This is a genomic window from Biomaibacter acetigenes (assembly GCF_003691585.1).
GTDB lineage: Bacteria > Bacillota > Thermosediminibacteria > Thermosediminibacterales > Tepidanaerobacteraceae > Biomaibacter > Biomaibacter acetigenes.
The window spans coordinates 1,392,818-1,415,740 of the sequence record NZ_CP033169.1 but is presented as its reverse complement, the minus strand read 5'-3'; the positions used below and the strand labels follow the sequence as shown (position 1 = coordinate 1,415,740).

The 22,923-nt window shown below is 43.1% G+C and carries 23 protein-coding genes and 1 tRNA gene; all 24 read right to left on the bottom strand.

Annotated elements, in window-relative coordinates; genetic code table 11:
- Positions 1–33 precede the first annotated feature (33 nt).
- The gene (locus D2962_RS06915; protein WP_122014576.1) at positions 34–723 is read right to left on the bottom strand and encodes a YggS family pyridoxal phosphate-dependent enzyme; all 690 of its coding nucleotides are present in this window, start codon (positions 721–723) and stop codon (positions 34–36) included.
- The gene (locus tag D2962_RS06910) at positions 711–1,919 is read right to left on the bottom strand and encodes a biotin/lipoyl attachment domain-containing protein (RefSeq protein ID WP_122014575.1); all 1,209 of its coding nucleotides are present in this window, start codon (positions 1,917–1,919) and stop codon (positions 711–713) included. The genes D2962_RS06915 and D2962_RS06910 overlap by 13 nt, the downstream gene beginning before the upstream one ends.
- Positions 1,920–2,128: 209 nt before the next feature.
- Positions 2,129–2,205 (bottom strand) — tRNA-Pro (locus D2962_RS06905).
- A 68-nt stretch (positions 2,206–2,273) separates the two neighbouring features.
- On the bottom strand, positions 2,274–3,164 hold the full coding sequence (gene thrB / locus D2962_RS06900; RefSeq protein ID WP_122014574.1) for a homoserine kinase: 891 nt from the start codon (positions 3,162–3,164) through the stop codon (positions 2,274–2,276).
- Between the two features lie 10 nt (positions 3,165–3,174).
- Positions 3,175–4,230, bottom strand: a complete 1,056-nt coding sequence (gene thrC / locus D2962_RS06895) for a threonine synthase (protein WP_122014573.1) — start codon at positions 4,228–4,230, stop codon at positions 3,175–3,177.
- Position 4,231: 1 nt separating this feature from the next.
- Entirely contained in the window at positions 4,232–5,500 is a 1,269-nt protein-coding gene (locus D2962_RS06890) for a homoserine dehydrogenase (protein ID WP_162991289.1), read from the bottom strand.
- 31 nt (positions 5,501–5,531) lie between these two features.
- Entirely contained in the window at positions 5,532–5,975 is a 444-nt protein-coding gene (locus D2962_RS06885; protein ID WP_122014571.1) for an ACT domain-containing protein, read from the bottom strand.
- 196 nt (positions 5,976–6,171) lie between these two features.
- Complete coding sequence (gene spoIVA, locus D2962_RS06880; protein WP_120766623.1) at positions 6,172–7,650, bottom strand: stage IV sporulation protein A; 1,479 nt, start codon at positions 7,648–7,650, stop codon at positions 6,172–6,174.
- 158 nt (positions 7,651–7,808) lie between these two features.
- Positions 7,809–8,840 (bottom strand): NAD(P)H-dependent glycerol-3-phosphate dehydrogenase, encoded by a 1,032-nt coding sequence (locus D2962_RS06875; RefSeq protein WP_120766622.1) that lies wholly within the window; start codon positions 8,838–8,840, stop codon positions 7,809–7,811.
- A 14-nt stretch (positions 8,841–8,854) separates the two neighbouring features.
- A complete protein-coding gene (gene plsY / locus D2962_RS06870; protein ID WP_120766621.1) occupies positions 8,855–9,451 on the bottom strand; it encodes a glycerol-3-phosphate 1-O-acyltransferase PlsY in 597 nt (198 codons plus the stop codon).
- A complete protein-coding gene (gene der / locus D2962_RS06865) occupies positions 9,448–10,770 on the bottom strand; it encodes a ribosome biogenesis GTPase Der (protein ID WP_122014570.1) in 1,323 nt (440 codons plus the stop codon). The genes plsY and der overlap by 4 nt, the downstream gene beginning before the upstream one ends.
- Complete coding sequence (locus D2962_RS06860; protein ID WP_122014569.1) at positions 10,771–12,090, bottom strand: DUF512 domain-containing protein; 1,320 nt, start codon at positions 12,088–12,090, stop codon at positions 10,771–10,773. It lies immediately after the preceding gene.
- A 69-nt stretch (positions 12,091–12,159) separates the two neighbouring features.
- On the bottom strand, positions 12,160–12,633 hold the full coding sequence (locus D2962_RS06855; protein WP_120766618.1) for a DUF3189 family protein: 474 nt from the start codon (positions 12,631–12,633) through the stop codon (positions 12,160–12,162).
- Between the two features lie 14 nt (positions 12,634–12,647).
- Entirely contained in the window at positions 12,648–13,109 is a 462-nt protein-coding gene (locus tag D2962_RS06850; protein ID WP_162991137.1) for a DUF3189 family protein, read from the bottom strand.
- Between the two features lie 81 nt (positions 13,110–13,190).
- Positions 13,191–13,385: a capping complex subunit for YIEGIA gene (locus tag D2962_RS06845; protein WP_120766616.1), complete on the bottom strand. Its 195-nt coding sequence runs from the start codon at positions 13,383–13,385 to the stop codon at positions 13,191–13,193.
- 9 nt (positions 13,386–13,394) lie between these two features.
- On the bottom strand, positions 13,395–14,288 hold the full coding sequence (locus D2962_RS06840; protein WP_122014567.1) for a YIEGIA family protein: 894 nt from the start codon (positions 14,286–14,288) through the stop codon (positions 13,395–13,397).
- 9 nt (positions 14,289–14,297) lie between these two features.
- Positions 14,298–15,512, bottom strand: coding sequence for a stage II sporulation protein P (gene spoIIP, locus D2962_RS06835; protein ID WP_122014566.1), 1,215 nt, complete (start codon positions 15,510–15,512; stop codon positions 14,298–14,300).
- The gene (locus D2962_RS06830) at positions 15,493–16,203 is read right to left on the bottom strand and encodes a DUF1614 domain-containing protein (RefSeq protein ID WP_122014565.1); all 711 of its coding nucleotides are present in this window, start codon (positions 16,201–16,203) and stop codon (positions 15,493–15,495) included. Before D2962_RS06830 ends, spoIIP begins: the two co-directional genes overlap by 20 nt.
- Before the next feature lie 108 nt (positions 16,204–16,311).
- Positions 16,312–16,974: a phosphate signaling complex protein PhoU gene (gene phoU / locus D2962_RS06825; RefSeq protein ID WP_120766612.1), complete on the bottom strand. Its 663-nt coding sequence runs from the start codon at positions 16,972–16,974 to the stop codon at positions 16,312–16,314.
- 87 nt (positions 16,975–17,061) lie between these two features.
- On the bottom strand, positions 17,062–17,817 hold the full coding sequence (pstB, locus tag D2962_RS06820; RefSeq protein WP_120766611.1) for a phosphate ABC transporter ATP-binding protein PstB: 756 nt from the start codon (positions 17,815–17,817) through the stop codon (positions 17,062–17,064).
- 73 nt (positions 17,818–17,890) lie between these two features.
- The gene (pnpS, locus tag D2962_RS06815) at positions 17,891–19,627 is read right to left on the bottom strand and encodes a two-component system histidine kinase PnpS (protein ID WP_162991136.1); all 1,737 of its coding nucleotides are present in this window, start codon (positions 19,625–19,627) and stop codon (positions 17,891–17,893) included.
- A 5-nt stretch (positions 19,628–19,632) separates the two neighbouring features.
- Positions 19,633–20,331 carry a response regulator transcription factor gene (locus D2962_RS06810; RefSeq protein ID WP_120766609.1) on the bottom strand — a complete coding sequence of 233 codons (699 nt, stop codon included), beginning with the start codon at positions 20,329–20,331 and terminating at the stop codon, positions 19,633–19,635.
- Positions 20,332–20,361: 30 nt separating this feature from the next.
- Positions 20,362–21,174, bottom strand: a complete 813-nt coding sequence (pgeF, locus tag D2962_RS06805) for a peptidoglycan editing factor PgeF (RefSeq protein WP_122014563.1) — start codon at positions 21,172–21,174, stop codon at positions 20,362–20,364.
- 15 nt (positions 21,175–21,189) lie between these two features.
- Positions 21,190–22,905: a radical SAM protein gene (locus tag D2962_RS06800; RefSeq protein ID WP_245984942.1), complete on the bottom strand. Its 1,716-nt coding sequence runs from the start codon at positions 22,903–22,905 to the stop codon at positions 21,190–21,192.
- Positions 22,906–22,923 lie beyond the last annotated feature (18 nt).

The window sequence follows — 22,923 nt, the reverse complement described above, 5'->3', positions numbered from 1 at the left end:
GTTCTCCCCTTTTCCATACAAATATTATTTTTATTATTTTCGTTTGCCAAAAATACCGGTGCCTATTCTCACCATATTAGAACCTTCTTCAATGGCAATACCAAAATCATGAGTCATGCCCATTGATAAAAAATTCATCTCTACATTTTCTATTTGCATCATCTTTATATTCTGGAAGATGTCATTCATTTTTCTAAAATAATATCTTACTTCTTCCGGATCTTCCTTGAAAGGAGGTATAGCCATTAATCCCTTGATTTTTATATGGGGCAATTGTGATACCTTTTTGATGAATTCCACCGCGTCATCAGCGTCTATACCGGACTTGGTTTCCTCCCTTCCTATATTTATCTGAATCAAGACATCCATTACCCTCCGGATTTCCCCCGCCCTTTTTTCTATTTCTTCAGCCAGGCCCAGGCTATCCAGGGACTGTATCATGGAAAAAAGTTTTATTGCCGGTTTGACCTTATTTTTTTGAAGGTGGCCTATGAGGTGCCACTGGACATTTCCCCTTACTATATCAACTTTTTCCCCGGCTTCCTGTACCCTGTTTTCGCCCAGCAGGGTTATGCCAAGGTTTACAGCTTTTTGAACGGTTTCCGGCGGAACGGTTTTTGTTACCGCCACCAGGTGTATTTCTTCCGGAGACCTTCCGGATTTTGCGGCAGCTTCACCTATCTTCGATTTTACAATAGCTATATTTTGTTCTAATGTTTCCATATTAAACCCTTCTTATCTATTAATATTCTATCCCCTAATTTCAAACCTTCCACTATAACATTGAAACCGTCATCAGCAATAATCTTAACAGGCCGGAAAACTTTGCTTCTTCCCTCTAACAAATATACTCCTTCATTACCATCAACGTTGACTATAGCTGACAGTGGTACCATATTGCCGGTGGCAGTCTGGATAATAATTTCTACATTTACTCTTCTAAACTTCATTATTTCCGGCAGGTCCTTTTCTATTAAAAAAATACCTACGGTGTTATTTTCATGGATATCCACGAGCTTTGCTCTGATTTTTTCATTGACAGGTGATTTTTTGATTATGATATCGTAATTTTTTCCCGTTCTTAATTCGGCATTTTTAATGTCGGCAGCTAAATACCATGAAAAGTTGTCCACTATTTTCAATACAGGTTTGTTGATACCCGCCGCTGGCGGTATTTCCCGCTCCGGCACCTGGCTTTTTATTGATTGTAATTGGAAAGAGGATATGCTTTTTATACGGTCGGTAGTCAATATATTTTCAAAACCGTCTATATTGAAACTTACCATTCCTGCCTCCGGAGCATTTACCAGCAACTCCACCGAACTCAACTTATTTTTCAATTCATTAATACTCTTCTCCATGGCTTTGAGGTTGGTTTCACTGTACTGGATTTGTTTTTGCTTTTCCTTCATCAACCGGGCCAGTTCGCTTTTCAAGGCCTTCACTTTGTCCAATTGCCCCTGGGCTATAGCATCTTTCAATTTTTTAGTGGTATCATTTATGGATTTGTTGATAACACTTAAGGGTATAGATGAGTTTAAACTGTCCCGCAGGTCTTTTATGCTGTCTTGCAGTTCGGATATTTGTTTCTCATAATTTTCTTTTTGCTTTAAATCGGTGATCACCATGAAAAGTGGCGTGCCCACCCTTACTCTCTCGCCGGGTTTCACCAGCATTTGAAGTTTGCCATCAGCCGGAGAAGTGACAACCGCCTCTTTTTTTATAATCAGGGCATCGGCAGGAAGGGTTTTTTGTATGGTCCCTTCAGCAACCGTGTAAATGTTGAAATAAAAATGGTTTAATAATAAAAATATCAATGTCAGGGCTGCCGCTAGCATTACACCGATAAGCACATATTTGGAAGAATTAAGTTTTTTAGGCCTTATAGACACCACTTTCCTGTTAATCTGAGGGTGCATTTTCTCCACCTTTTTGAGTTTATTTATATTTTCTCCAAAAACAGGAATAATCCTCTTTTTTCCGGCATAATTTTTTTGTTACCATCAATCAAATAAATCCACGCGGGGCTCCCGGTCCACTTCCAAAAGAAATAAAAAACCGGCCTGAAATCCGAAAAAGGCAGGTATATAAAAAAAATGCCGTTATCGGCATTTAAGTTGGCTTTATATGGTCTGAGTGGGGGGACTTGAACCCCCGACCTCTTGAACCCCATTCAAGCGCGCTACCAAACTGCGCCACACCCAGACAGGTTTAAATTCCTTATTTATTATAAAGGATTAATAAATTATTTTCAAGTCCCAAAGAAAATTTTTTTATAAGAATATTGTTCCTTCACCATCCGGGGTCAATATCTTATATTCAGATTCAATCCCCTCATCAAGGAAAATTTCTACCATGCTTTCGCCCAGAATCGGAGCTTGTTTTTCATAAGCAAGACATATGACGGCAGGCCCCGCCCCACTCAGAAAACAGCCCAATGCGCCCTTTTGAGTAGCCATCTTTATGACCTTTTCCATTCCCGGAATGAGCTGACTTCTATATGGTTGATGCAATTTATCCTGACAAAAAACTTCGATATCGGTAAAATCTCCCCGGCAAAAGGCTGCTACCATCAAAGCAGACCGGCTTAGATTGAATACGGCGTCTGATAAAGGAACTTCCCGGGGAAGAACTTTTCTGGCTTTCACGGTCTCAAGGTGAAACCGGGGTATGGCGGCTACAAATCTCAAGTTGTCCGGCATGGGAAAACTCCTGTAAATCACTTTACCTTCATGCAATATGGAAATCGAAAATCCACCAATTAAGGCCGGTACCACATTATCGGGGTGACCTTCCATCTCGGTGGCCAGGTTTATTATTCTATCAAAAGGTACAGGGCCGCCTAATAGCCTGTTGGCAGCCATCATGCCTCCGGCTATACAGGCCGCACTGCTTCCAAGGCCCCGGGCCAACGGAATGTTGTTTTCAAGCTTTATTCTCAGGGCTTTATTTACCCCAGCCTCGGAGAGAACTCTGGTAGCCGCTCTGTAAACAAGATTGGATTCGTCCCTTATGAGCTCGCCCTGCCCTTCTCCTATTACTTCAACTACTGGCCTGGGCCAAAATTCCATTTCGATATAATTATAAAGCCCGAGGGCTGCACCGATACAATCGAAGCCCGGCCCGAAATTGGCTGTGGTGGCCGGGACTCTGACCCGAACCATAAAATCACCCCTATCCGTATATTTCCCTCTCAAGAGATCCTATGCTAGCCTCTACAACGACAGGTGAAACGCCATTTTGTATGGCGGTATTCGGGTCTTTGAGGCCGTGGCCCGTCAATACGCAAACTATTTTCTCTCCTTTTTTGAAACCATTTTTCTTGCTGTATTTTATGACTCCCGCTACCGAAGCCGCAGAAGCCGGTTCTACAAATACTCCTTCCTTTTTTGAAAGCAGTGAGTAGGCTTCGAGAATCTCTTCATCTGTAACACTGTCTATTTTCCCACCGGATTCGGCAGCAGCCTCCACTGCAAACTTCCAACTGGCCGGGTTGCCAATGCGTATGGCCGTGGCTATGGTGGAAGGATTTTCAATGATTCTGTTTTCCACTATTGGTGCCGCCCCGGCAGCCTGGAATCCAAACATTTTGGGCAGCTTCGAAGATTTTTTGAGAGAGTAGTATTCCTTAAAACCTTTCCAGTAAGCTGTTATGTTTCCAGCATTTCCCACAGGGATGGCCAGATAATCCGGCGCATCGGACAAATGGTCGCATATTTCAAAAGCCGCGGTCTTCTGGCCTTCTATCCGATAGGGATTTATGGAGTTTACCAGGGTAATGGGATGTTTTTGCGAAAGCTCCCTTACCATTTTTAAAGCCACATCGAAATTTCCTTTTACGGCAATTACCCTGGCACCGTAGGCTATGGCCTGAGCCAGTTTTCCCATGGCTATGGCCCCGTCGGGAATCAATACAATGCATTTTATTGAAGCCTTTGCCGCATAGGCTGCCGCCGACGCTGAAGTATTGCCGGTGGATGCGCAAATAACTGCTGAGGCTCTGTCTTCTATGGCCTTTGAAACGGCCACTGTCATTCCCCTGTCCTTGAAAGAACCCGTAGGATTCATTCCTTCGTATTTGAGATAAATTTCCGCCTCTATCCCCAGGTGGTTTTCAAGGTTTTTGGCTCTGATTAGAGGCGTACTTCCCTCGCAGAGAGAGATTATATTTTTCGGATCTTTGACCGGAAGATATGAAAAATATCTTTCTATAACACCAATTCGTTTCATTTCAAGATTCCCCCTCTACTCTTATGACGCTGGATATTTCTTCCACCTGCCTGTATGCTTTTATCTCATCCAGGGCATTTTGAAGATTTTCAAAAGGCACTTCATATGTGACCATAACGATTTCCGCAGTTCCATTCTGGGTATTTTTTTGAAAAACTTGAGACAGGCTTATCTGATTTTCGCCCATTGCTCCGGAGATTTTAGAAAGCACGCCGGGTTTGTCCATAACCCTTAACCTCAAATAAAATCTTGCGGTGGATAGCCCAGGATTCATAACATTCAATTCATCGTAACAGGTGCAGTAAATTTTATTTCCATTCTTGCTTCTGACAGCATCGATAATATCCGCCACCACGGCACTGGCAGTAGGCATTTTCCCGGCTCCCTGGCCGTAAAACATAACCCTGCCCACCGCATTTCCTTCCACCAGAATTGCGTTAAAGACACCACTCACACCTGCCAGCGGGTGCCTCTCTCTTAAAAGCATAGGAGCTACCAAAACCTCCACTTCATCACTGTGCCTTTTACCCATAGCTACCAGTTTTACCCTATAACCCAGTTCCCTGGCATAATTTATGTCTACCAGATTTACGGAATCAATTCCTTCAGTATAGACCTGATCAGGGGTAATACGTGTATTAAAAGCAATGGAAGATAAAATGGCGAGTTTCCGGGCGGCATCCGAGCCCTTGATGTCTGCAGTAGGATCACTTTCAGCGTAACCTTCCTTCTGCGCTTCAAGCAAGGCATCTCCAAAGCTTTTATTTTTTTCGGTCATTTGAGTCAAAATGTAATTGGTCGTACCGTTTAATATTCCCATTATCTTTATTATTTCATTGGCAGCGAGGCACTGCTTCATGGGCCGGATTATTGGAATTCCCCCTCCTACGCTGGCTTCAAAAAAAAGGTTTACCCCCTCTTTCTGGGCAAGGTCCAGTAGTTCCTTGCCATGCTTGGATATCACTTCCTTATTGGCGGTAACCACGTGCTTGCCTGAGGCAAGAGCCTGACGGATATATGTAAGGGCAGGCTCTTCACCACCCATTAATTCCACCACAATGGATATATCACTGTCTTCAAGGATATCTCCCGGATTGTCCGTTATTTTGCCTTCTGCTATGAATGGCCTTTTTTTTCTTAAATCTCTTACCAGGACTTTTTTAATTTCAATATTCTTTCCAAGCCTTTTGGCAATAGTTTCCTGATTTTTCTGGATTAATTCCGCAACTCCCGACCCTACCGTGCCAAGACCTAAAATTCCCAGTTGAATCAATATAATCCTCTCCCAAAAATGGATTTTATTATTCTCCCGCTATTATATCAACCTTTTGTACACCGGGCTTACTCTGCATGTCTTCTATTAGTTCTTCGATATTTTTTATCAGACCTCCTGTTTCAAAAGAAATAGTAACATTTGCAAGACCCTGAATGGGGATGTTCTGGTTGATAGTCAGAACATTGCCGTGGGCCCTGGCAATCTCATCAAGAATCCCCGATAAAACGCCGGGTCTATGTTCCAGCACCAGGGAAATGGTGATTATTTTGCCCAGACTTGCTTCGTAAAAAGGAAAAATAAAATCCTTATACTTGTAAAAAGCGCTTCTGCTCATGCCCACCTTTTCCGTGGCCTCATTGATAGTACGGGCTTTACCGCTTTTAAGAAGTTCTTTTGCCTTTACTGTCTTTCTCACAATCTCAGGCAGAATTTCATCCTTTATGATATAAAATCCTCTTTTTTCGGTCAAAATTATCCCCCCTTACTGTTCACGGATAGTAAACAATCATTTTTTTATGGCAGACATTATAGCATAAGAAAATAAAAAAAGCAAGACTGTCGTTATTGACATAAGTCTTGCTTTATCTGTTACGGGAGGCAAGATATTGGATTAGGAATTTGCGATTGGCAAGTTCCCTCAATTCCGACTTCTGACCTCTGGCCTCTTATAGTATTATGCAAATCAGTCCTCCGCTTCCTTCATTAACTATACGCTGCAGGGTTTCCTGCAGTTTGGCTTGGGCGGATTCGGGCATGCTGAACAATTTGTTTTGAATACCCTCCCGCACCAGGTCGTTCAAGGACTTGCCGAAGATATTGGTCTCCCAGATTTTAGCCGGATTGTTTTCAAATTCGTTCATTAGGTAGTTTATAAGTTCTTCGCTTTGTTTTTCTGTACCGATAATTGGAGAAACTTCAGCCTGGATATCTGCTCTTATCATATGGATGGAGGGAGCTACGGCTTTCAATTTAACTCCGAATTTAGACCCCTGTCTTATAATCTCCGGCTCTTCGAGGGTCAATTCATTAAGCTGTGGAGGAACTATGCCGTAACCGACTTTTTGAACATCCTCAAGGGCCTTTGAAACTTTGTCATAGGCCTTTTTAGCCACAGTTAGTTCTTTCATCAATTTCATCAGCTGGTGGTCTCCCGTTATGGAAATGCCGGCCATCTCACTCAGTACTTTATAGAAAAGATCTTTCCTTGCTTCCATTTCTATTTCCGCAGTTCCAAGCCCAAGGTTCATCTCTTTCAATTTTACATTGTCTAAAAAGTCAAAGGTATTAAAAACGGCAAGGGTTTTTTCCATATCCCGCAGCCGGTACACATCTTTAATTGTATTCCTGATGGTTTCCTCAAACTGTTTCCTGAGCCAGTGTTCTTTTTCCAGCACTTCTACCCATTTTGGCAGGCGTATATTAATTTCCATCAACGGGAACTCATAAAGTACTTCTTCCAGAATGGCATAAATGTCTTCAGTGGTCAAATCCTGACAATCCATTGGCATAACCGGCACATCGTATTTGGACTCGAGTATTTCCTTGAGGTCCATTGTTCTTTCATCCATTGGTCTTGCGGTGTTTAATACTATAACGAAGGGCTTGCCGATTGCTTTTAGTTCTTCTACTACCCTTTCTTCAGCCTGCACATAGTTTTCCCGGGGTATTTCCGTGATGGACCCGTCTGTCGTTATTACCAGGCCTATAGTCGAGTGTTCTTCTATAACTTTCCTGGTGCCTATTTCTGCAGCTTCCTGAAAAGGAATTTCCTTTTCAAACCAGGGAGTTGAAACCATGCGCGGGCCGTTTTCATCTTCATATCCCAGGGCGCCCCTTACCGTAAAGCCCACATTATCCACCAGTCTCACTCTAAATTTGATATTTTCTTTAAAGGTTATCTCTACGGCTTCACTGGGGATAAACTTGGGTTCGGCTGTGGTTATGGTCCTGCCCGCACCGGCCTGCGGAAGTTCATCCTTTGCTCTGGTTTTATCATTGGAATCCGGAATGTTAGGTATTACCATCAATTCCATAAACTTTTTCACAAATGTTGACTTACCGGCTCTTACTGGTCCCACCACGCCTATATAAATATCCCCTCCGGTCCGTTCGGCAATATCTCTGAATAGGTCAAACTTTTCCATCATTTTCCCTCCTTTTTATTTTCTTTCCCCCCCTTTCCACGTTTTTTTAATTTTATTTAAAGAGGAGGGGTAGTTCACTTTTTATATACAATATATATATATGACATGGTCCCATGAATATTACTTAAAAAATGAAAAAAACGTGGAAAACCACGTTTTTACCATTCTACAGACTTTTCGAAAACCATGTCTTCGATTTCATGTTTGCCCTGCCGTTTCATGAGCGTTGAAACGGCATCCAGCGGACTCTTATTTTGAAAAAGCACCTCATAAGCCTGTTCTGTAATGGGCATTTCTATATGAAGCTTATTTGCCAGCAAATAAGCGGCTTTTGTAGTATTGATACCCTCGATGACCATTTTTGTCGATTCCACAACTTCTTTCACTGTTTTACCCCGGCCAATTTCCATACCGGCTCTCCTGTTCCTGCTGTACAAACTGCTACATGTAACAATCAGATCACCTATACCCGACAGCCCGCCAAAGGTAGCGGGTTTTGCCCCTAACTTTACCCCTAATCTTGTTATCTCCGCAATACCACGTGTCATCAGTGCGGCCCGGGTATTGTCTCCAAAACCGAGCCCATCGGAAATGCCCGAACAGATGGCAATAACATTTTTTAATGCTCCACCTAATTCAACTCCCACCACATCGGGATTAGTATATACTCTAAAGTAAGCATTCATGAAAATATCCTGTACCTGTTCTGCCACCTGCCTTTTGGCTGAAGCTGCCACCACCGTCGTAGGAAGCTCTTTTGAAACTTCCTCTGCATGGCTTGGGCCTGAAAGAACGGCTATTCTTTCAGAAAACCGCGAAGGCAGTTCATCCGCCAGGACCTGGGACATTCTTCTGAATGTATCACTTTCCAGACCCTTGGAAGCGCTGATAATTATTGCCTCATCTATTATGTATTTACCAAGCTGTCTGCATATTGCGCTCATGGAGTGAGATGGGACCACCATCACCACATAATTGGAATCATGTATTACTTGTTCCAGGTCGGAGGAAACGTTTATGCTGCTTGATATTTTAACTCCCGGAAGATAAGTCCTATTTTCCCTGTAATTTTTTATCTCCTCAGCCAGTTCGGCCCTTCGCGCCCATAAAGCAACTGTAATACCATTTTGGGCGAGTACATTGGCCAGTGTTGTACCCCAGCTACCCGCACCTACAACTGCAGCTTTCATTTCTATACCCTCCATTACTTAACCCTTTTTACCTTTTGTCCCAGGCGGGATTCCCTTCCTTCCAGCAATCTCACAATATTTTCCCTGTGCCTGTAGAGTGTCATTGACATTAAAATAAAAGCAAAAATTATATAATGCCAGGACTTGCCTGTAACTATCACCAGAATCAAAAGAAGCGGCGCACCCAGTATGGACCCCAGGGAAACATACTTTGTAATGGCAATGGTAGTAAAACCCACCACCGTGATGATTAGGGCGATGTTCGGCATGATGGCCCACAGTACTCCGAAGCTGGTAGCCGTGCCCTTTCCTCCGCGCAATCCGAAAAACAGAGGCCAGTTGTGGCCCACCACGGCTGCAATGCCGCACCAGAGTGAAATAATGGGTCCTCCCACGAGCCTGCCTATCATTACCGCTAAAACTCCCTTTAATACATCAAGAACAAATACCAGCAGTGCCGGACCGGTTCCCAAAACCCTCTGGACATTTGTAGCTCCCGCGTTCCTGCTTCCCACAGTCCTTATGTCAATACCCTTCATTAGTTTTACCAGGACATATGCAGTGGAGATGGAACCTAAAAAATAGCTCGCAATTAAACCTAACACTATCACCGGTTTTTCTCCCCTTTCTCCTTGCCCTTTATTACCACAGGAGTGCCCTCCAGGCCGAAAGTCTCCCTGAGTTTATTTTCAAGAAACCTGGCATATGAAAAATGAAAGAGCTTCAAATCATTTATGAAGAACACAAAGGTAGGGGGTTTTATACCAGTTTGAACCGCATAATATATTTTTAATTTTTTCCCCTTGATGCTGGGAGGTTCCACAATGGCCGTAGCTTCCCGCACCAGGTCATTCAACAGGGGGGTCTTCACCCTGAAAGTATATTGGTCCATGACAAAATTTATGAGTTCAATTATACGGTGGACCCTCTGCCCGGTTTTGGCGGAAATAAAAAGTGTGGGAGCATACTGCATGAATGCAAATTCTGTTTTTATCTTTTCCCTGAATTGATTCATAGTATGTTCGTCTTTTTCTATAAGGTCCCACTTATTCACAACCACGATAATGGCTTTTCCGGCTTCATGGGCAATTCCGGCTATTCTTTTATCCTGTTCGGATATATCCTGGGTGGCATCCAGGACCATAAGCACCACATCCGACCTCTCTATGGCTCCCAGGGCTCTAACATTGCTGTAAAATTCCACATCTTCCTTTACCTTGCTCTTTCTTCTCATTCCCGCAGTATCTATAAAAACCATCTTTTTGCCATCCACCTCAAAAAAGGTATCGATGGCATCACGGGTGGTTCCTGGTATATCACTGACAATGACCCTTTCTTCGCCCAGTATGGCATTAACGAGGGATGACTTACCTACATTGGGTTTGCCCACTACCGCAACTTTGATTATATCTTCATCTTCGGGCTCCTCCGGCATATCTTTTATATAATCCGTCAACCTGTCCAGTAAATCTCCTACCGCCAGACCATGGGACGCCGATATAAATATAATATCATCGAAACCCAACCTGTAGAATTCGTAATTTTCGGGCACATTTCTAAAATTATCTACTTTATTGACCACCAGTAAAACCGGTTTTCCGCTCTTTCTCAATATACTGGCCACGTCCTCATCGGCAGAAGTCAGGCCTTCCTTACCATCCACCAGAAAAACTATAACGTCGGCGGTATCAATGGCAAAATCCACCTGCCGCTTCATCTGATTGAGAATAATATCTCTGGAGGCGGGTTCTACACCTCCAGTATCAACCACGGTTAATTTTTTTCCATTCCATTCTATTTGACCGTAAATTCTATCTCTGGTAACTCCGGGTTTATCGTCAACTATTGAAACTCTCTTTCCTATTATCCTGTTGAAAAGAGTAGATTTTCCCACATTGGGGCGTCCTACTATGGCAACGGTAAAACTCATTTATATCCCCCCATTTTTACCGAGTATGGCATTTAAAAAATCTTTCCCATTCACTTTAACTACTTCAAGTTTGCTTTCAAGAAAATTACCTACATCTTCTACTGTTAAATCATCCAAAAAAATGTCCCCATCCCTCAACATAACATCAGGTATCAGGATGACACTTCCCTTTTCTTTGCCTTTCAACTGTTCCGCAAGGTCCGCACCGGTAATTAAACCTGCCACCGTCACGGAATTGCCGAAAAAATTATTAACCACGGGGTAAACTGTATACTCCAGACCTTTTACCTTCTGCAGGGGGTTTAGAATTTGCCGCAAGAATTTATGGGCCGAAACCCCGGTGGCTATGGCTACTTTCCGTCTCCGGGGCAGTGCGGGTGGAAGCTTTACCATGTTTTGTTCCATTTGTCTTTTCAACAATGCCATCATACCCACACCATTTTCAAGTTGATAGAATTCTTCATAAGTTTCATATGCGGGAACCTGTCTTTGGGCTATACAATAAAACTCATCAGCGGCAAATACCAGCCGGGTCTTGAACCGCTTAAGGCTTTGCTTTTGAAAATCCTCTATGAAATTTATCACATCATCGGCTTCATCTTTTGTAAAAGCTCTCAATGGATAAAGCCTTTCCCTGAACTTTGTAAGACCTACAGGCACTACGGCAATGGACAAAATGTGAGGCCACAAGTTCGCAAGGTCCATCAGTGTCTGTTCCAGTATCCTGCCGTCATTTATTTCCGGGCATAATACAATCTGGCAGTGTACCAGGATGTGGTGCGAAGTTAAAAACTTGAGTACGTTTAAAACTTCACCGGAATGGGGATTTTTCATCATAAAATTTCTAACTTCCGGAGAAGTAGCATGAACAGAGACATATATCGGACTCAAACTGAGTTTCACGATTCTATTTAATTCTTGCTGCGAGAGATTTGTAAGGGTGACAAAAGTTCCGAAAGCCGTGGAAAGCCGATAATCGTCATCCTTTACATAAAGGGATTGCCGAAGGCCCGGGGGCATCTGATCCACAAAGCAGAAAATACACTTGTTTTTACATCTTTTTATATCATCCATCAGCGGATTTTCAAACTCCACTCCAAGACCCTCATCGAAACTTTTGTATACAGTGAATTCTTTTATACTTCCATCATTGCCTTTAACCTTCAATTTTATTTTTTCATCGGTCATCAAAAACTTATATTCCAGAAAATCCCGAAAATCCTGCCCATTTATGCTTAATATCTCATCTCCCGGCAAAAGCCCTATTTTTCCGGCAATACTATTCCTGTCGACGGCCTTTATAATTGCTTTTTTCCCCATTTTTACCCTCTTTTTTATAGTTACTTATATTACCTGCTACTAATATTATTGCCAAAAAACATTGTTAAGTCAAGTTTTATTTAGGCGCTTCCGCTCTTCCCGTTTTGTGTTCTCCACCAATGTCACAAATCCTGCATATTTTTCCTGTATTCCTTTAATGGTAAGAGGCCTGCCTATTGTAACAAGGCCCAGACGTCTCGAGATGAAACCTCCTATTTTTGTCTTGAGGTTAACATTATTAAGGGCATTCACCATCATCAGGTCGTTTACATCTATCCCACATTTTTTTAAAAAACTGTATATGGCCTTTTTAACCAGTTGCCTTTCACCTGTCATTCCCGTTATGAAAATTTCCGCTCCGTATTCATCTATACCCATAAAAAACGGCGTTCCTATTTCATATGAATCTGTTTTATCATAATGCGGAAGGCGTTTAAACTCTTCTGCGGAAGGAAGCCTGTCGGTTGGAAGTATTCCCAGATGGATACATGCAGCCACCACTGAAGAATGGGCACTGCCGTAACAGTAGTAGAAAATTTTCATAAAAACATACTCTCCTAAAAATATGCCGGTTCATTCAAGACCTTGCTCACTAGATTTCTCAACCGGCCAAAGCTTTTTTTTATTCCCCAGATAAGCACTGCCATACCGGCATTTTTAAGACCTAATTTATGAATCATAAATGTCCCGCAGCAAGTATAAAAATTATTGTATTTCATCAAATCAATAAAATCCACCGTGTGTTTTTCTAGCCCATAGATTTGCGCAAAACCGTTGAGAGTCCTTTCGATTATTCGGCCGGACTTTTTTGAGCCCATCACATATATTTCCCGGCCCCGGTTGTCAGTCCCAATGAATGTCATTTCTCCGAGGTCCCTTTTTTTTATTTTCCCAAAAAAGGGTAGGTTTAATATTTTTTCATTTGATAAGTCGTCATTGCCTTTTAAGAGTCCAAGATGCAATGAAGCAGCTACCACCGCCAGGTAGCTGCCCCAGTAACAGGAATATATAACTTTCAAAACAACTCCTCCAATTAGTTGGGGACGTTCCTCCGCCTCCCCCAGCTGACTGCCCTAGAAAAGGAGGTGCGTCCCCTAACCTTAATGTCTAACAATAATATAAGTTCCGTTTTCAAGGTCATGCGTCATGGCTGAAAGAATCTTAGAAAGGTACATCGCTATTTTATCCCGTTCCTTTTCATCTTTTGCATAAAAAACGGGTACTCCTGATGCGGGTTGTTGTTTATCCAGAGTTACAACAGCCAGAATGGCCTCTTTTATTCCAACATTGTCCATAACTATCACCTAATCGGCAGCTTGTTTCCCGGCGAAGGACTCCAGAGGCTTGCGCCTGGAACTTTCCAGGACGGGGACTCTTTTAACCGCTTCCACCAGGCTTTCCATATCCCGTTCCATGGGCACTATTATAAGGCCCACCCTGCCGGTATCAAGGTCAATCCTTGCCAGGGGCATAAAGTCTACATCCGTCACATCCCTTTTTACACCCAAAAGCGATGCCACATCATGGACTATGGCCTGACGCTGACCCACATTGGAAAGAGTTGCCCTGGCATTGTCATTTTTGGGTTCTATCATTACCGCAAGACCCTTTTCTTCTATTATTTTTCGGGAATCGGGATAACCTACATTCATCACTATGATGTTCTCCACGCACAAGAGAGAATTTTCAAAGTTGATTTTTGCGGGCCTTACCACAGCTATATCTCTTATTTTCTTTCTCCTGGCCATCAGGCTTAAAACCAGGATAATTACCATTCCGGCCAAAATGGCCGCAGGGATGTTATTAGAAAACTGTAAAACCAGGCTGGTGAAAAGCGAAGTTAAGATGGCAAGATAATTCCTTGACTCAAAAGCCTTGGCAATATCTTCGATATAAGCCGACCCCCGGGGGACCAGTTCGGTATCCTCTATGTTCTCGAGACTTTTACGTTCCATTTCCCGTATGTCTCGGAACTGCTGTGCCGCCAGCGCCAGAAAAGTCACGGCGGTATATTCCCTGGCAATCAGTGCGGGTACAGCTACCGCACCTAAAAATGCGGCTATCAAGCCCAGTGATAAGTGTATCAAATAACCCTGGGGGTAGCTTGGATATTGCCTGTAATCGACCCGCAGCATATAGAGCCGGGCCAATACTCCCATAACTACACCGACTGCCACCACCGCCAGGTATTTTGACATAAGAACCCCTCATTCATTGATATCGTTGTCGTTGTCATTTTTCCCGGAATCCTCTCCTTTTTTACTGCTACTGCCTATTTTCCTTATATTTCCCAGGAAATTGGCAAATTCTGAACCTGCAAAACGTCTTACTTTAGCCGAAAGTTCATTCCATCCGCCGGTACTTATGAATATATATGCACCTACCCCTACTATGGCGATGCCCACAATCCACCCCAGAGCTCTGGCGGCTCCACCACCTTCACCGGGAATCTGTGTCGTGGTTCCTCCACCCGGTGTGACCTTTTTTTGATAATCTGGACCATATATGGTAGTTGCTAAAACATCAGCCATGATATCGGCTCCATCCTCAGCCTTATAGCGTGAGTTGGTATAAGTTCCCGCTTCGATTAATATAGAGTGAGGGAAAAGGTCTTGATTATATCCACCCTTGCCATAAAATATTCCTTTTACCAGACCCGGGTACTTTCTATCCGCATTGGCTTTCAACTGCCATGCGAAGTTGTTGATGGTGCTCATCTGTGGGTTCTGGCGCCCTACCACCAGTCTAACTTTGGCCAATGGACGGCCATTTACATTTCCCTGGTACTCTTCGGCAGGAACCGCATCTCTATGGACATCAACCAATGCATCGGGCCCATTTTTCAAAAGGTCCATGGCAGTACGGCGCGACCTTTGATATGCCATGGAATCATGGGGGTCATGCGGTTTCAAGGAATGAGTGACTTTTATACCTTTTCTTTCCAAAGCCGCCGTAAGGGAATCCCCGACTTTAAATATCCCGCCTTTATACGGAATGCTGGATGTGCCATCGGTAGGTATATATGATTCATCGCTGTGGGTATGGTATATGGCAATAACCCTATCTTTCTTGAGCTCCGCGGCTTTTAAAGTGTTATAATCCTCCTGAGCGGCCGCAGCCATAGCTTTAGCCTCGGGGTAATCCAGCGAACGCTCGATGTCCACCTTTTGTTTAAACCTGGCATATGCTTTATCTCCAGAAACCTTTACAACTTCATAAAAATTATTTTCCTCGTCCAGGTACTGGTCGCCTATACTTACTATCATGCTGGTGGCAAATATCTTCTTATTTGTTCCTTCTTCATATACAGTAAAGTAGCCATCTTCCTTCTCTTCTTCGGCCAGCGCCATGGAGCAAAATGTATATAAGGTGAGTGCAAAAAGCAGGCTTACGGCTATTGTTTTAATTATTCCCTTCATCATTACTATATTCACCTTCTTTCGATGAATTTTCCTCATCCTTTACCAGCATACTGGCCATTTCCGGATTTTCCCGGGGCTTTTTGTCTGCTTTGGCCGTACCACCCTGGAGCCTCTCGCGGGTTTCTCCCACAATTTCACACAATGCCACTCCTATAACTCCGGCAATTATGGCCGCATCAAACACTCCCGCTCCGCCTATCACCGTGCCGATAGGCCTTGTGGTTACACCCAGGGCATATATAATATCACTGATAACCACTCCAAAAATACCCGCAATGAAAGCTCCCCGGCGGGAGCGGCCGAATATATACGCCACTATACCTGCCAGGATGGAAAATGCTATCATGGGGTCTATGAACATGGTCCCGGGCTCTGCGGGCAGCAGTCTTCCTGCGGTATATATCACTATCCCCGTAATAATCGATGCCGCAATGGCTCTCATTTTTTCCAGCCCCGTATCTGACGTGGCAATCAGGTATATGGCAACAACTATGGGCACCACCCCGCCTCCCAGGTTTATTGATAATCCGGGACTCAAGGGAATATTGGGTAAAAATGTGCCCAATATCATGGCTCCTATAAAGACAAAAGCCACTTTGTCTGACATATGCATCCTGTCAAGAACCCTATGCAAAAGACCAAAATAAATAAGCACTGCTATTACCAGCAGTAAAATAACTCCCACGGGCATGGAAAACACCTCGCCTATTTGAAGAAATTTCTATTCTTATGTTGCCCTGGGATTTTTTAATTTATTCTACACACAAAATAAAAGCAGCCGGTTTTCGGCTGCCTTTTCTTAATTATTCAGTTCTTTCTTTTCGCCAGTGACAAGGTATATTATCCACTCGCCCAGGTTCGTGGCATGGTCCGCAATGCGTTCCAGGTATCTTCCTACAAAAAGCAGTTGTGTTGCCTGGGATATGGTCTTTGGGTCTTCCATCATTATGACCAGAAGTTCCCTGAAGATTTGTGAATAAAGGTGGTCAATTTCATCATCGGAATTGCAGACCCTCTGGGCTGCTTCCACGTCCTGGTTAATATATGCATCCAGGGCTGTCCTCACCATTTCCCTGGTCAAATACGCCATACGGGGTATATCAATTAAAGGTTTGATATACTGCTGCCCCAGCAATCTTATGGTGGTCCTGGCGATGTCTATGGAATTGTCGGACATTCTTTCAAGGTCGGTGGCGATCTTAACCCCCGTGAAAATTACCCGTAAATCTTTTGCCAGCGGGTGCTGTCTTGCAATGAGCTTCACACACTTATCTTCTATCTGGTGTTCCATGTCATCCACAATATCATCATCTTCTATAACCTTTTTAGCCAATTTTTCATCTTTTTTTACCAGCGATTCCACCGCATTGTAAATTTGCTGTTCCACCATACTTCCCATTCTGAGTATGTCCTGCTGAAGTTCCTGCAGTTCCCTGTCAAAAGAAGGCCGTGTTGAAATCATTTTACATTACCTCCTTTAATGTTAGGGGAGCGCCTCCTCTTCTAGGGCAGTCAGCTGGGGGAGGCGGAGGAACGTCCCCAATATAAATTAACCGAAACGGCCCGTAATATAATCTTCTGTCTTTTTATTTTTGGGATTATAAAACAGTTCTTCCGTCAATCCAAATTCAATAATCTCACCGGTCAAGAAAAAAGCCGTATAGTCCGATATTCTACCAGCCTGCTGCATATTATGGGTAACGATTACAATTGTGTAATTTTCCTTGAGCTGTTCAATCAACTCTTCGATTTTCATGGTAGAAATGGGGTCCAGGGCGGAACACGGCTCATCCATCAAAACAACCTCGGGCTCTACAGCCAGCACTCTAGCAATGCACAGCCTCTGCTGCTGGCCTCCTGACAATCCCAATGCCGAATCCCGCAAACGGTCTTTCACCTCGTCCCACAGAGCCGCCCCCCGGAGACTTTTTTCAACTATTTCATCCAGTTTCTTCTTATCCCTGTCGCCGTGGATTCTAGGGCCATATGCGACATTATCATATATGGACATGGGAAAGGGATTTGGCTTTTGAAACACCATCCCAACACGTTTTCTGAGATCAACCACATCCACATCCGGGTCATAAATATTTTTATTATCCAGAAAAATTTTACCTTCTATGCGTGCATCTTCTATGAGGTCATTCATACGGTTCAGTGTTCTCAAAAAGGTGGATTTTCCACATCCAGATGGTCCAATAAGTGCTGTGACCTTATTCTTTTTCACCTCCATCTTAATACCCTTAAGAGCCTGAAATTTGCCATAATAAAGGTTTAACCCCTCAGTGTAAATTTTATTTTCTATCTTAATCGCCTCCCTTATATCTATATTAAAACATTTTATGTTAATTTTTGTTTAATTTTATTTAAACAAATTGTTAATCCGCTTTTTGCAATAAAAAGATGAATTTACTTCCTTCACCGACTTTGCTTTCCACTTTTATTTCTCCGCCCAGAGATTTAATAATATGTTTAACAATTGAAAGGCCCAGGCCCGTTCCTCCCATCTGCCGGGACCTGGCCTTATCCACCCGGTAAAATCTTTCAAAAAGCCTGGGTATATCCTCTTTTGGAATACCTATGCCCGTATCACAAACCCGTATTTCTACAAAATTGCCTTTCTCCGCAGCTTCAATCCATATTTTTCCATTACGGGGAGTGAATTTCACCGCATTGTCCACAAGATTTATGAATACCTGCCGCAGCCAGTCAGGGTCAGCTTTTACCTCCGGAAGATTTTCGGGAAAATGTGTGGAAAAACTCAAGTTTTTTTCTTTCAATCGGACATCAAATATCATCATTATTTCTTCTATTATAACAGGCAATTTGACATTTTCCATGTTTAGCTTTACCTGATTGGTTTCCAGTTGTGACAGATCCAGAAGGTCATTTATTAGCCGGTAAAGTCTTCCCGTTTCAAAGTCGATTATATTAAGAAATCTTTTAGCAAGATTGGGATCCTTATAAGCTCCGTCCAGCAAGGTCTCCACAAAGCCCTTTATGGAAGTTAGCGGTGTTCTTAGCTCGTGGGAAACGTTAGCCACAAAATCAGAGCGCACTTTCTCAAGCCTGCGAAGTTCCGTTATATCTCTAATGACTGCCACTATGCCGAAGGTTTTCCCCGAATAGTCCCTGAAGGGGCTCACATGAACCCTCAAAATTTGCTCTCCCGGCAATAAAATCAGCTCTTTAAATGAAACAATTCCTTTTTTTAAAGATGCGTTTATAAATTCATTCAGTTCATAATTCCTTATTACTTCAATTAAATGCCTGCCGGATGCATTTTTTGCGCTGATATTAAACATTTTTTCAGCCGCGGGATTTACCAGAAGTATCCTGCCGGTATTATCCACGGCAAGGACCCCATCCACCATTCCTCTAAGAATGGCTTCCATTTTTGTAGTCCTGTCATCCAGTTCTTGCAGCGATTTTTCAAGCCTGGCAGCCATAAAATTGAGGGTATCTCCCAGTTCTCCCAATTCGTTATCGGACCTGGTTTGAATCAATTCTGTAAAATTTCCTCTTGAAAATTCCTTTGTCACCCGTATCATTTCTTTTATGGGAGACACTATCCTCTTCGAAAACCGGATAGAAAAAAACAATGCGGCTATCCCGCTGAGCAAAGCTGCTATTACTATGACCAGACTTATTTTAAGAATCGTTTCTTTGACCTGAACCAGGGGTGTCGATACGCGCACTATAAAAGGGGCCTCCGGTAAAACTCCAGGCACCTCAATAAAAAACATCTGCCTTTTCCATATATCAGGAAAAGAGGGAAAAGTAAACAGCTGGGTTAAAGAACCGGAAATTACCGGTTCCTTCATTCCACAGCGCATCGGATTTTTAGAATCCGCTATTACAACACCCCTTTGAATAACGGTTATATTTTTATTTATCTGTAAAGAAATAAACTCAACCTTATTCTGTAAGCTTTGCTGCTTGGTATCGGCAAGATATGGTCCTATTATGTCTCTTGCCAGTAGCGCATCAGACAAAAGGTCGGCCTTAACGCTTTTGAGGTAATAATCTTCCAGCACGATAAATGAAAAAAGGCCCACTATGCTTACAGAAAGTATTATTAATAATATAAGGGCTTTTGAAAGCTGTTTTTGCAAAAACATCACTCCGGCTTATTGAACTTGTATCCGATTCCCCTGACAGTTTCTATATAAACTGGCCTGTCCGAATCTTTTTCAACTTTTTGCCGAAGATGCCGTATATGGACATCTACAGTTCTGGTATCTCCGAGATAATCATAACCCCAGATATTCTCAAGGAGGTATTCCCTTGAAAAAACCTTGCCGGGATTGGATGCCAGCAGCTTTAACAAATCAAACTCCTTGGGCGTAAATTCCTGTTTTTCTCCATCCACCAGCACCTCATGCTTTTCTATATCTATGACCAGATTTCCTATTTTTATATTATTTTCGGTCTTTTCTGAACCGGCCGACCTTCGCAGCACCGCTTTCACCCTGGCCGTCAACTCCCGTGGGCTAAAGGGTTTTGTGATATAATCATCGGCTCCAATTTCAAGCCCCAGGACCTTGTCTATCTCCTCACTCTTGGCGGTCAGCATAATAATGGGAATTTCCCGGGTTGCCTTTTGCTGGCGCAAAATCCTGCAGACCTCTAACCCGTCGGTTCCGGGAAGCATCAAATCCAGCAATATCAGATCGGGGTTTTCCGTTTGGGCAAGTTCAATAGCCTTTTGTCCATCAGGAGCTTCTATCACCTTAAACCCGCCGGCTTCAAGGTTAAATCGCACCAGTTCCAGTATGTGCGGTTCATCGTCAACTATAAGGATTTTTTCTTTTGACATAAATCTTCCTCCGTGTTTCCATTTTATAGGCTAAATTAATTCAATTACGGCCGCCAGGCTTCCGGTTTTTCCATGGTCGGCCCTATAGGAAAAAAACAGGTCATTGCTACAGGAAGTGCAGTAATGGCTTACGGTGATATTTTGAGGCTTTATTCCGGCATCCTCCAGTTGTTCTTTATTGGCTTTCACCAGGTCAAGCATCCAGTGACCGCCGCCTTTATCTTCAATCAACTCTTCCAGGTAACTGAAGGCCCTTTTAAATTCTTGCACTACAGGTTCATCCACCTCATAACAGCAGCTTTTGATGCAGGGACCTATCCCTACCAGGATGTTTTCCGGATGAGACCCAAATTTTTTCACCATTTGGGATACGGTCTTCTGACCTATCTTCTTGACGGTGCCTCGCCATCCGGCATGGGCAAGGGCAATGGCCGGAGTCCCGACATCCAGAAAAAGCAGGGGGACGCAGTCCGCATAATATGTTACCAGGGCCACGCCTTTTTGTTTTGTCATCAGGGCATCCTTATTTATTATATCAGACTCCCTCTTTATACCCTTTCCACGATCCTGAAGCAAAACTTCATATATGTCGTCGCCGTGGACCTGGTCTGATGCCACCAGATTATTCATATCTATACCAAGAGCATCACAGAGCAGTCTGTAATTTTCCATAACCCTATCTTTTTCATCAGCTTTTTTCAGGCCGAGATTTAAAGACTGATATGCTCCCCGGCTAACTCCTCCAACGCGGGTGGAAAAACCGTGTTTTACAAGATGTGTTTTTTCAAAAGAGGGGATGACAAGGTATTTCAAAGCCCCCTTTTGCCTCAACTCAAAATCCAAGGTTTACTCCCCTCCTCATTTATGCTGGCAAATCCTGCATGTACTGCATATTTCATCGGTACATCTTCGGGTAAATTTTCCTTGAAGAGCCCGTTTATACTCATTTATAAAATACTCCTTTTTCAGTCCTATGTCTATATGGTCCCACGGCAGTGTATCTTCAAATGCTAAATGCCTGTGGGCATAATATTCTATATTCCTTCCCTCTATCTCGATTTTTTTATAGGAGGAAGTCTTTCCTCCCAGCTTATAAGCTTCATATAATAAAATTCCCATGAGTCTGTCGCCCCTGGCCAGGGCCGACTGAATCTCGGAAAGCCTGGGACTTTCAAAGATAACCCTTATGCCTTTAGGCTTCAAGCTGTTTTTGAGCCTGTTTATTTTTTTATTCAGGGTGTCTATGGATTCCATTCCAACCCATTGAAAGGGAGTCCATGGTTTCGGAATGAAAGGGTTTACGCTGATGGATAAATTGCCCGTCTTGTTGCCTATCTTTTTCATGAAATCTTTAATCTGTACTAGAAAATCTATCATTTCATCTATATCACCGTCAGTTTCAGTAGGAAGCCCTATAATATAATATAGTTTGACATTGTGAATGCCGTATTTGTGGGCAAGGCTTATGGAGTTCAATACATGACCTTCATTAATACCTTTATTTATTACATCTCTTAATCTCTGAGACCCGGCTTCGGGAGCTATGGTGAGAGTCCTGTGGCCGCTTCTGGCGAGCCCCTCCATCAACGGTTCCCTCAATGTATCGGCCCTCAGGGAAGATACGGAAAACTTTATCTGTCTTCTAATAAAATTTTCTGAAAGCTCATCGATATAAGGATAATCCGATATGGCAGCCCCCACCAGCCCTATCTTTTTTTTAAATTTAAAACCAAATTCGGCTCTATCGAGGACATAGCCGAGGGACCTTGCCCTGGGGACCCTGTAACAATATCCGGCCATGCAGAATCTGCAGTTCCTTCCGCATCCCCTGGACACTTCCAGCAAAAACATGTCCTTGAACTCGGTATTGGGAGTAAGGATCACCGATTCGGTTTTTATATCATCAAGTTTTTTTATCCACCTTTTCCTGATACAGTCATGCGCTTTATTTTTTGCAGTAAACTCTAGAACCCGCCCGGTTTTGTCATATTTCACTTCATAAAAGTCCGGCACGTAAACTCCCTGAACTGCCGACAAACTCTCCAGTATTTCCTGTTTTGACCGGTGTCTGAGATTTGTAAAAGTCTCAATAATTTCATGTATCACTTCCTCCCCCTCACCGATGACGAAAGCATCAAAAAACGGAGTAAGAGGCTCCGGATTAAAGGTCACCGCAGGCCCGCCGGCTATCACCAGCGGTCTTTCCCGGTCTTTTGCCAGCAACGGTAAACCGGACCTGTCTAAAATCTTAAGGACATTGATATAGTCAAGCTCAAAGGAGATGGAAAAACCCAATATATCATAAACATCCAGAGGTTGTTCTGATTCAAAAGCCTGGATTCTTGAAAAATTTTCATCCATTAGCGAAACAAAAGCCCTGTGACAGAGGGAATCCTCCCTGGAGTTTATCTGATGATATATTGAATGAAAACCCAGGTTGGACATCCCTAGGCTATATGAGTTGGGATATATAAGCACCACATTTGTAGGGACCGACTTAAAGCTCTTCAAAGGCACAAATGATATTTCTTCATCTGCAAGCTTTTTTATGTTTTTGGTATTTTCCCAGGTCACTATTTTATACCTCCGGAT